The following is a 10,695-nucleotide window of genomic DNA, read 5'->3' on the forward strand; positions in this document are numbered from 1 at the left end:
TCGTCTTAATTTATCCCCTTAAACCTCACAATAGTAACACCATATCCGCCTTCTCCCGGGCCTCCGAGGCGATATTCCTCGACATAGGGCAGCCTTCTGCATAAGTCGTGGACTTCGCGGCGCAATATTCCTTCCCCCCGCCCATGTATAATTGTGACTTCCCTGTATCCCGCTCTGAAAGCTTTATCCAAATAGGCCTCCACCATTGGCATAGCCTCATCGACAGTCATTCCTCTTATCATTATTGAGCTGGAGACATTTTGCGGCCTTTCGACGCTGATCTTTATGGAAGGTTTATCCTTCCTTTCTTCCTCCTCCTCCAACACCTTTAACCTCTTAAGAGGAACATCCAAACGGATAGGCCCCGCTTGAATTGTGGCTTTATCATTATCCACCTTTTCTATAATTCCACTGGCATTCGTCCCAAGGACTTTAACTTTATCCCCCGTTTTTGGTACCTTACCCTCAGATATCGAAGACTTTTCTTCGATACGAGCAGCTTCCCGCTCTTCGATTACTCTCAATATATCATCGGTTCGTTTTTTAAAACTTGAGAAAGTCCTGTGTGCTTCTTTCGAACTTGCTGTCTTGCTTATTTCTTTAAGAAGCAACTTAGCTGATTCCTGAGCTTCTTTTATCAGCCGCTTAGCCTTTTGTTCCGCCTCAGCTATAATACCCTCCCGCTTCTCCTCTAAGGCGGCTAATTTTCTATCGAGCTCTCTTTTGACAGCCTGGACTTCGGCCCTTTCTCTGGCAAGTTCTCTCGCCTTTTCCTCTAGATCTGACAGCTTTGCCCTTAAATTAGATACGAGCTTTTCCAGCGAGGTATCGCTGGTCTTTAGCTCTCTTTTGGCTATCTCAAGAACGTCTTCGGGCATGCCCAATCTTCTTGCTATCAAGAGAGCGTTACTTTGCCCCGGGATTCCGAGGAGCAATTTATATTTGGGCATAAGGGTTTCCGGGTCAAAATCTACGCTGGCCGTTTCGACATTTGGCGTCGTTAGGGCATACCTTTTTATAGAGTTATGATGGGTCGTGGCCAACAGAGAAGATCCGCGTTTCAAAAAAGTTTCAAGTATTGCTATTCCAAGGGCTGCCCCCTCTTCCGGATCTGTCCCCGCTCCAAGTTCGTCTATCAGAAAAAGAGAGGTGTCGTCAGCCTGATCGAGCATTTCAATTATGCGCTTTATATGACCGCTAAAGGTCGATAGATTTTGTTCGATGCTTTGCTCATCGCCGATATCGGCTTCAACGCGAGAAAATTGACCGACTCGAGAGCCTCCTTTTACAGGAATGGGAAGCCCGCACCAAGCAAGATATATGCAGAGTCCCACCGTCTTCAACGCAACGGTTTTCCCGCCCGTGTTGGGCCCCGTTATGACTAGGGCTTTAAAATTCCTCCCACAATGCACATCAATAGGGACTGCCTTGACACCTAACAGTGGATGCCGTGCATTGATGAGATAAAAACCGCTTTTATCTTCTACTTCAGGAAAGGTCCAGTCGTTTTTTTGAAGAAAATAATATATACCCCACATCATATCGAATTGTCCAACCAGATCTTGAGCCCTTGTTATGGCTTTTTCTCTTGAAATGAGCATGCTCGTAAGTTTTTGACATATTCGACGCTCTTCACGCCTCTCGTCTTCTAATAGCATGGCAATCCTGTTATTCACGGCGACTAATGAGTGAGGTTCCATGTAAAGGGAATTACCTGAGCTTGAATAGTCTACAAATACACCCGGGAAGGAAGATGCGCTTTCTTTTCTGACCAACAAAACATAACGGCCATTGCGCAAAGCAATTACCTGGTCTTGAAGTTTAGAGGAGAGGGACGGATCAGATATTATATTTTGACCTATTGCTCTGGCCTGTCTTTTGGCTGACTCCAGCTCCCTCCTTATCTCGGCAAGTTTCGCTGAGGCACTGTCATATAACCTTCCATCTTCATCCAAAACGGACAGGGCCTGTTCTTCATCGCTGAAGTCGCCAAGTTCGCCGGCTTTTTCGGCCAATCTATCGTAGCCCTCTCTCAAAAAACTAGGGCTCAAATTTTTGATCTTCACGACAAGGCTGATCAAAAACTTAAAGGGCAAAAGCTCTTCGCCAAAAAGAATCCCCTTTGATTTTCCCTCTTCCAAAAGGCCATCAAGGGAAATTAAACGATCATCCCATGGGAAATCGCCCTTTGTGTCAATATATCGCTCAAATTCTCTGAACAAATTTTGTCTATCGTTGAGTCCATTTACATTTTGGGAAGGCTGGACACTTTTCAGATAATTTTTTCCAAGTTCGGTACGAACATATTTATCGTAAAATTTTAATATCTTATGGATTTCAAGAAGCTGTATAGTTTGATTGCCGGATATCATTACACACGTACCTTTGCTATAAGATTTGGAAGGGAAATATGATTTATTATTCCTTTATTGAAAAGCCAGGAACTAACGTAACTCCACAGATCGCCCGCAAATGTCATGGCCTTGCTTTGATACATCCAAGACATTTCGGAATTTCCCAAATAGCTAGATGCCATTTCAAAGGCTAGATAAATTAGAATTAGTATTACCGAAGCTTTCGCAAAACCGCAAAAAGCCCCAATAACCTTATCTACCAACGAAAGATGCCCAAAGTAAACGATTTTTCTGACCAGCCTACCTATCAAGGATACCACTAAATTGGCAACCAAAAAAATTGCCACTATCGCAATCACATAGGCAATTACATCGTTTATTCCGAGCTTAAATTTTAAGAAACCTGCAAGATCAGGGGAATACTTCCAAAGCAGGACAAAGCCGGCTAGAGTACCCAGTAGACCAGAAAGTTCGTTTACTAATCCACGGGCAAAGCCTTTAAACATAAAAAAGATCATTATCAGAAGAGCCAAAAAATCAGCAATTATTGAAACATTGAGGGTCATTTAACTCACCACTTATCCTTCCGTATCCTTCAAAGCATCCTGCAGTCGCCTTTCGAGAAAGACCATATTATAGGCCAAATGCAACGATGTCAACAAAAACCGCTCTTCTTGGCCTAAGCGATTAGAAGTCTGTGAAAAGGCCTCCTGAAGTATTTCAACAACCCTCTTGGTCGTCTCGTCATCCAGGCTGGTCTTTATGTTATAATGCCTTCCCCCCAGGTTTAATTCAAGGGTCCTTTTATCTTCATCCATTCCCACTTTTATCAAACCTGCTTTTCTGTATTATTACTCATGTTTTCATGGGGCATCCCCAGCGAAACAGACAATTTCTGATGTAACCTTGATAACTTTTCCTCGTATTCCGACCTTTCTTTTTTAAACCTCATCAGTTCTCTCTCCATCGTCTCTATTTGACGCTGGTGCTCTTTTTTCAGTCGTATTATTTCCAAATCCTTCTCCTGCAATTGTTCCTTTATGGTCTCGACCTGCTTAGAGAGCCTTTCGTTTTCTTCTCTGGTTGCCGAGAACTTCTCGCACAAGGTATCGATCATCTGTTCGATCTTCTCTAAAGCCTGCATGCTGCTCTCACCATCCTTATCTCAGTTTTAGTCCCTTGGACTCAATTTGGGACCTAAGTTTGGTGTGAAGTTCGTCAACCTCCTCATCGCTCAACGTTTTGTCGGGGTGGCGATATTCCAGAGTAAAAGAAAGACTGCGATGTCCTTCGGGAATGTTTTTGCCCTTATATATATCAAACAATCGGATCGAGATCACCAAATCCGAAGAAAGATCGCCAATGAGCTCACCGATTTCTTTGACCGTAACGTCTTCAGGAACTATCAAAGATATGTCCCTATAGACGGAAGGAAATCTGTGGACTTCTCCAAACCTGGGAGGTTTAGCCATCAAAAAGGGTTCGAAGGTAACCTCGAAAACATAAAGCGATGCGGGTAATTCAAGGCGGCGTTCAATAGATGGTTTGATCTTAGCCATAAAACCTATCTTACGTCCGTCGGATATAACATCAGCCGTCTGACCGGCATGTCCAAAGGGCTCGCTACCGGGAAGAACGTCAAATTTAAGCCTAAAAGCATCTGCTAAGGCGAGTATATCACCTTTCATAGTGAAAAAATCATCCCTAACTGCATCTTTATAGGGGGACCTGTAGTCCTTGCCCAAGAATATTGCACCCGCTATGTGCTTTTCTTCTATCAGATTCGCACCCTCTCTGAGAAAGACATTTCCAATCTCAAAAATCCTAACGGGGAAGCGCCAACCCTTTCTCAAATTATCGCATATTACATTTACCATTCCGGGCAGCAGGAAGGTCCTTAAAAGGGATTGATCCATACTCAAAGGATTCGCCAAGGCAAAGGGATTGGCCCGACTGTCTGAAGCGGGTATAGACAAATCCGCAATGAATTTAGGCGAGATAAAGCTATAGTTCAGTATTTCAATATAACCCCTTGCCATTAATGTTTCTCTGATCTTTCTCTCGGTTCGGGATTCAAGTCCTATGGTCGCCGAATCGTGAATCCTGCCCGGAAGGCGAGCCGGCAGCTCATCGTAACCCTTAATCCTGGCCACTTCTTCTATCAGGTCTTCCTCTATTTCCACGTCCATTCTATAGCCAGGAACTTTGTAGATGGCTTTTTCCTCTGAAGAAGACTTAACCTCAAACCCAAGGGGCATAAGTATACTGGAAGCCTCCGACAAGTCCCCGGCGCCTGTATATGTTTTTAATTTTTTTGCCGTTAGAGGCACGAATTTCTCTACAGGAGCGGCATCTCCCTCCCGGATAACGGATGTATAAACTTTGCCGCACTTCCACTTCTTCATCAGATCCAATGCACAGGACAAGGCCAACGGCGCTTTAGCTTTATCCACTCCTCTTGCATAACGATAAGCTGCTTCGCTGTTTATGCCAAGGCGTCTCGCCGTTGTGCTTATTCGAGCCGGCAGGAAATGTGCCGATTCTATCAGTATTCGCCTCGTATTTTCGTCTATTTCGCTGTTGGCGCCTCCCATCACTCCCGCCAATCCGATGGGCAGCCCTCCGCTTGTTATCAAAAGATCGTCCGAAGACAACATGTGCTCCCTACCGTCTAATGTGGTGATCTTTTCGCCATTGCGTGATGACCTCACGGTTATCTCCGGCGCCGGAAGTTTGTCCAAATCAAAGGCGTGCAACGGTTGCCCCAACAACAACATCACGTAATTGGTTACGTCGACCACGTTACTGATTGGACGAACCCCGCATAATGCCAGCCTAACGCGGCACTTAATAGGAGAAGGTGCTATCTCAAGCTCTTCGGCAAAGCCCAAACAATATAAGGGACATCCCGAATCTTCTAAAGTAACCCCCTCGAAACTTACCGGCCAATCAAAAGGCTCTGTAGTGGAAGAAAAATTTAATTCTTTTAAGCGGGACCCGGTAGACAAAGCATGAGCTTCCCTAGCCATACCAACCATGCTCAGTAAGTCGCCTCTGTTCGGCGTTACGGACACATCTAAAACCACGTCCTTTATCCCGAGCCAGGAAGCAGCATCTCCGCCTAAGGGCGCATCTTGGGGAAGGATTAAAATACCCTCTTCTTGCGACAACAAAGGAAGTCCGATTTCATCGGCAGAAAGCATCATGCCGAAACTTTTCACTCCATCAAATTCCTCTATTCCGAGAACAGAACCGTCGGCTATAGTGGCGCCCGGAGGAGCGTAGGGCACGATGTCCCCTTCTTTTACGTTTTGGGCTCCCGTAACGCAGATTGCCCTTTCATCTCCCCAAACCAACGTGACCACCTGTAAGTTTTTTCTCTCACGATGGGGGGCCATTTCCAACACCTTGGCAATAATGACGCCGTCGAGCTTTTGTGCTGTATAGGACAAGTTCTCTACTTCTGCACCAGCCATTGTCAATTTTTCGGCTAAATCATTGACATTTATCTGAAGATCAACGAGTTCTGTCAACCAATTCCAAGATACAAGCACTAATTAACACCCCCTGCGAGAAAAGCAATATCACCGGAAAACAATATTCTTAAATCGCTTAAACTGTATTTCAGCATAGCCACCCTGTCTATTCCCAATCCCCAGGCAAAGCCGTTATAAACTTCGGGGTCAATACCGCCCGCCCGAAGAACCTTGGGATGCACCATTCCCATTCCGCATATTTCAAGCCAGCCCGTACCCTTGCATATCCTGCAGGCAGGATCTTCGCCCGAACATGCAATACATTCGACATCCATCTCTAAAGACGGTTCCGTAAAGGGAAAATAGCTTGCCCTGAACCTTGACTTTAAGGGTCTTCCAAAAACCTTATCTATGAAATGGACCATGCATCCCTTCAAATCCGATATCGATACATCCTCATCGATCAAAAGCCCTTCCAATTGATGAAACATAGGCGAATGAGTGGGATCGCTGTCTCTTCTGTAAACCTTGCCCGGACAGACTATCCTCAGCGGTGCCCCATACTTCAGCATGGACCTCACTTGGACAGGAGAGGTATGGGTTCTCAGCAGAAGCTCATTGCCCTGAAGATAAAAAGTATCCTGCATATCCCTTGCCGGATGATGGGGTGGAATATTAAGAGCCTCGAAATTATGAAAATCATCTTCAACCTCAGGTCCTAGCGCTACGGAAAAACCAAGCCCTACAAATATATCCATGAGTTCGTGCATGACTTCAACGACAGGATGAAAACCGCCCCAAGGCCTGCCTTTTGGCGGTTGAGTGACGTCAATGGCATCTTTTCTCTCCTGTTCCCGCTCCTCCAAAAGAGCAAGCTCTTCCATTCGCCTTTTAAGCATGTCTTCAATGGTTGACTTTAAGTCATTAATTGCCTTACCCATGGCAGGCCGATCCTCTGGTGGGAGGGTTCCCAAACTCTTCAACATTTGGGTAACTATTCCCTTTCTTCCTAAATACCGAATTCGAAGCTCGTTCAGGTCTTCCGACCTTTTGGTAAGTTTCAACTCTTTTATAAAGGCATTTTTAACATCTTCGATGTCATTAGTTTTCGGATTCACCATTTTCCCTCCTTACCAGACTGGCATATTGTCGTTAAATTAAAGGCTCTTGAGCTTATCAATGTCTTCGCGTTCTCCGATGACTGTAAGAACGTCCCCCTGCTGAAAAACGGTATCGGGGCTAGGAATCAATTTTGTCCCCTTTCGTTCTAGTAACAATACAGTTAAATTATATCTCTGTCTGAAGTTCAGTTCCGCCAAGGTTTTCCCCCACATCTCTTCCTTCGCTTCAATGGAGCCTACCAAATAGGAACTGCCGGGCAACGCAGCAAATTCGCTAAGCCAGGGGAAAACAATGTTTTCGGCAATCCTGATGCCCATATCCCTCTCTGGAAATATGACCCTGTGTGCTCCCACCTGCGCAAGCACTCTGGCATGAAGTGAGCTTTGTGCCCTAGCTATGATATGTTTGACGTCCAGACCTCTCAATATGGAGGTGGCCAATATGCTAGCTTCGATGTTCTCTCCTATAGCTACGATAGCGACGTTGGCCTCTTTTGCTCCAACTTTAATCATAGCTTCCTCGTCTGTAGCATCGACCTGCGCAGCCAAATCCACTATATCGGCAACTTCCTCGACGCGGTGCATATTTCGATCAACGGCCACAACCTCCTGTTTTAGGGCAACAAGCCTGCGACAAACGGATTGTCCAAACCTTCCCAGACCAATTACGATCACTGTATTCTTGTCATTCATAATATCTTAGCACCTCTTTAACCGATGGGGATGTATGCGCGAGGCAGGTTAATGTTTTCCTTTTCTCGCTTCTTAAACACCCCGTACATGAAGGTTATAAGTCCAACTCGTCCCCAAAACATCAGTATTACTAACACTACTTTTCCCGTAGGCGATAGATGTGGCGTTATTCCTAACGACAACCCCACGGTTCCCAAAGCCGATACCACTTCAAAAAGGATCTGGTCGAAGGAAAAAGGCTCAAAGAGGGACAGAAGAACTACGCTGACAAAGATAGTCGTTAAATATAGGGTTATCAAAGTAGTGGTGTTAACGATCAGATCAGATGAAATAGACTGATTAAAAAGAAAGGGTTTTTTGCCCCTCAAATTTGATTTAACGGTACACCACAAAATTCCAGCCGTCGTCGTCTTAATGCCCCCTCCTGTAGAAGCAGGCGATGCACCGATAATCATGAGAAGAACGACTATAATGTACCCTGCTTTGGAAAAGTTAGACGGACTAATTGTATCAAAACCGGCTGTCCTTGGAGTTACTGCCATAAAGAGAGCATTCCACAGCTTTAATGGGAGGTTATACTCTGCAAACGCCCCCTTCCATTCGACAAAAAGAATTAAAAGGAAACCAAATATTATCAACATCGAAGTGGTCGATAAAACCAGTTTAGCGTAAGGCGATAACCTTTTACGGGATTTCGCTTTGGAAACCCATTCCATGTAAAAGGGAAACCCTAACCCTCCTAATATTACAAGAAACATTATAGCTCCAGGTATCATAAAGCTGTTGCTATAGCTTTCCAAATTATTTGAAAATAATGAAAAACCGGCATTGCAAAAGGCGCTGATACTATGGAATGCAGCTGTGAAGAGTGCTTCTTTATGAGACATTTCCTCTGAGAATTTAATAAAGAGAGGGACGAAACCGATGGCTTCAAATAATACCGTAACCTTTAGGATCTGAATCAACAGTTTGACTGCCCCGGAAGGATACTCCAGGCCCTTTTCTTTTATAAAATAAAATCGCTGCCGTATCCCAATCCGCTGCCCCATTAAAAAGGGCACAATAGTCATCGCAGTCATTATCCCCAGACCGCCAAGCTGAATAAGAGCCATTACGACAATTTGGGACATAAGCGTCAAATCGCTACCGGTATCGACAACGATCAGGCCCGTAACACAAACGGCAGATGTTGCGGTAAAAAGCGCATTTATCAAAGAAATGGGCTCTTGGGATAAATTAAAAAGCCATATCAAAAGGGTCCCCACCGCTATGAGCGATAGGAACCCGAACACTATAGTTTTTTCAACCTTGAGAGAACTATAGGTTTTGATATCTATCGGACCAGCGCCTCCTTTGCTTTTTCAACCAGCTGTCCGAAGGCTTCGATATCCGATACGGCAAGTTCTGCTAGCATTTTGCGATTGATCTCGATGCCGGATTTGCGCAACCCGCTTATAAAGGTGCTGTAGTTCATACCATACACGTGAGCTCCAGCGTTTATTCGCATAATCCAAAGTTTCCTGAAATCGCGTTTTCTGTTGCGTCTGTCCCTGTAAGCATAGCTCAAGGACCTGAGCATTGCTTCTCTTGCTCTTTTAAATACATTCTTTCTGCGGCCGTAATATCCTTTGGTCAGCTTAAATAGCTTGGCCCTTTTATTTTTAGTGGCAGTTCCACCTTTTACTCTGGGCATTATCTTTCACTCCTTATTTAAATCTTGCAATTAATTGGAATAGGGCATTAACTGTTTAATTTTTCTGGCAAATGCCTCATCGAGGTAGCCCTTTTGTTTTAATGCTCTAATGCGTTTTTGATTCTTCTTTCGAAGCAAGTGCCCCCGGTTGACTTTTTTGTAAGCCACTTTTCCGGTAGCTGTTATTTTAAATCTTTTCTTAGCTCCGCTGTGAGTTTTGATTTTTGGCATTGCCATTCCTCCCTTTTGGTTTCATGAATGTAGAAATCAGCTTTGAGACTGCGTATCTTTCGCTGCCTTGCTCTCTGACTTTTGCAGAATAGGTGCCAGCATCATGCGCATATAACGGCCTTCCATCTTCGGGTCCGAATCAGCTTTTCCCAAGCCTTCACAGTCCTTCTTCACCCTTTCGAGCACCTCTCTGCCCTTATCCAAGAAGGCCATCTCTCTGCCGCGGAAAAATATGGACACTTTAACCCTATGGCCACTACCCAAAAAATCCTTGATGGCCTTAACTTTGAAATTATAATCGTGCTCATCGATCTTCGGACGCATTTTTATTTCCTTGACCGTCTGAACTTTCTGTTTTTTGCGAGCCTCTTTGTCTCTTTTTTGTTGTTGATATTTGTATTTGCCGTAATCCATGATCCTACATACGGGAGGATTCGCCTGAGGAGCAACTTCCACCAAGTCCAATCCTCTCGTCTCGGCCATCTCCAGAGCCTGTTGGATGGGAACTACCCCTACCTTGGATCCATCGGCATCGATCAGCAAGACCTCAGAAACCCTTATCTCCTCATTTACCCTTGGTTCGTTTACTTTCGCTATAACTGGTCACCTCCACAATAAAATAGGGACTGGCAAACAACGCCCAGTCCCTCACAGTCTCTGTAGCAGTCAAACACTACCTGCTACTAACTTTCAGACTTAACCCGAAAGGCAACTTTCGCGCCACCAGGTGAGAGGGCGGGCCCTCTGCTTATCGCAATACGAAACGTTTTTGCAATATATCACGAAAATTGCTCGAAAGCAAGCAGTCTATGGCTCTATAATCTTTAGTGTGGAATTTGGCTTTGAAAATATAATGGTGGTAAGAACCAACCAAACCCATTAAGAAAGGAGGCTCTTACCACCATGGCCAATGGCCATAATAATAATATCACCAAAATGCTCGGACTTAAAGGCTTCAAGATATCGGATACGCGTGAAGAAGAGGATGCTTTTGTGATTGAGGTGCAAGTTAGACCCGACAGGACAGCAGTTTGTCCCGAGTGTAACTCAAAAGATTTCTACAGGCACGGCAAAGCCAAACCAAGGAAGGTGCTGCACACGTTAATCAACGGAAAGAAAGTATATCT

General features: G+C 44.7%; 12 protein-coding genes. 1 reads left to right on the forward strand and 11 read right to left on the reverse strand.

Annotation, left to right across the window (positions count from 1 at the left end; translation table 11 throughout):
- Window positions 1–5: 5 nt before the first annotated feature.
- Genes BLU12_RS08040 through infC form a run of 11 tightly spaced genes read right to left on the reverse strand, consistent with a single transcriptional unit; the run spans window position 6 to window position 10,111 of the window.
- Window positions 6–2,372 carry an endonuclease MutS2 gene (locus BLU12_RS08040; RefSeq protein ID WP_091461886.1) on the reverse strand — a complete coding sequence of 789 codons (2,367 nt, stop codon included), beginning with the start codon at window positions 2,370–2,372 and terminating at the stop codon, window positions 6–8.
- Complete coding sequence (locus BLU12_RS08045; protein WP_091461888.1) at window positions 2,372–2,920, reverse strand: CvpA family protein; 549 nt, start codon at window positions 2,918–2,920, stop codon at window positions 2,372–2,374. Before BLU12_RS08045 ends, BLU12_RS08040 begins: the two co-directional genes overlap by 1 nt.
- 12 nt (window positions 2,921–2,932) lie before the next feature.
- Complete coding sequence (locus BLU12_RS08050; RefSeq protein WP_234945569.1) at window positions 2,933–3,172, reverse strand: cell division protein ZapA; 240 nt, start codon at window positions 3,170–3,172, stop codon at window positions 2,933–2,935.
- 11 nt (window positions 3,173–3,183) lie between these two features.
- Window positions 3,184–3,498, reverse strand: coding sequence for a hypothetical protein (locus tag BLU12_RS08055; RefSeq protein WP_091461891.1), 315 nt, complete (start codon window positions 3,496–3,498; stop codon window positions 3,184–3,186).
- A 16-nt stretch (window positions 3,499–3,514) separates the two neighbouring features.
- Window positions 3,515–5,908, reverse strand: coding sequence for a phenylalanine--tRNA ligase subunit beta (pheT, locus tag BLU12_RS08060; protein WP_091461893.1), 2,394 nt, complete (start codon window positions 5,906–5,908; stop codon window positions 3,515–3,517).
- Complete coding sequence (gene pheS, locus BLU12_RS08065; protein WP_091461894.1) at window positions 5,908–6,951, reverse strand: phenylalanine--tRNA ligase subunit alpha; 1,044 nt, start codon at window positions 6,949–6,951, stop codon at window positions 5,908–5,910. Before pheS ends, pheT begins: the two co-directional genes overlap by 1 nt.
- Before the next feature lie 36 nt (window positions 6,952–6,987).
- Window positions 6,988–7,644 carry a potassium channel family protein gene (locus tag BLU12_RS08070; RefSeq protein WP_091461896.1) on the reverse strand — a complete coding sequence of 219 codons (657 nt, stop codon included), beginning with the start codon at window positions 7,642–7,644 and terminating at the stop codon, window positions 6,988–6,990.
- A 17-nt stretch (window positions 7,645–7,661) separates the two neighbouring features.
- The gene (locus BLU12_RS08075; RefSeq protein WP_091461897.1) at window positions 7,662–8,936 is read right to left on the reverse strand and encodes a TrkH family potassium uptake protein; all 1,275 of its coding nucleotides are present in this window, start codon (window positions 8,934–8,936) and stop codon (window positions 7,662–7,664) included.
- 41 nt (window positions 8,937–8,977) lie between these two features.
- Window positions 8,978–9,337, reverse strand: coding sequence for a 50S ribosomal protein L20 (rplT, locus tag BLU12_RS08080; protein ID WP_009201219.1), 360 nt, complete (start codon window positions 9,335–9,337; stop codon window positions 8,978–8,980).
- 30 nt (window positions 9,338–9,367) lie between these two features.
- Window positions 9,368–9,568 carry a 50S ribosomal protein L35 gene (rpmI, locus tag BLU12_RS08085; RefSeq protein ID WP_040348064.1) on the reverse strand — a complete coding sequence of 67 codons (201 nt, stop codon included), beginning with the start codon at window positions 9,566–9,568 and terminating at the stop codon, window positions 9,368–9,370.
- Between the two features lie 36 nt (window positions 9,569–9,604).
- Window positions 9,605–10,111: a translation initiation factor IF-3 gene (infC, locus tag BLU12_RS08090; protein WP_234945566.1), complete on the reverse strand. Its 507-nt coding sequence runs from the start codon at window positions 10,109–10,111 to the stop codon at window positions 9,605–9,607.
- Window positions 10,112–10,471: 360 nt separating this feature from the next.
- Here infC and BLU12_RS08095 point away from each other — a divergent pair.
- Window positions 10,472–10,695 (forward strand): transposase family protein (locus tag BLU12_RS08095; protein ID WP_143270390.1); only part of this gene is annotated, 224 nt, incomplete at its 3' end.

The sequence above is a fragment of the Acetomicrobium thermoterrenum DSM 13490 genome (assembly GCF_900107215.1).
Classification (GTDB): domain Bacteria; phylum Synergistota; class Synergistia; order Synergistales; family Acetomicrobiaceae; genus Acetomicrobium; species Acetomicrobium thermoterrenum.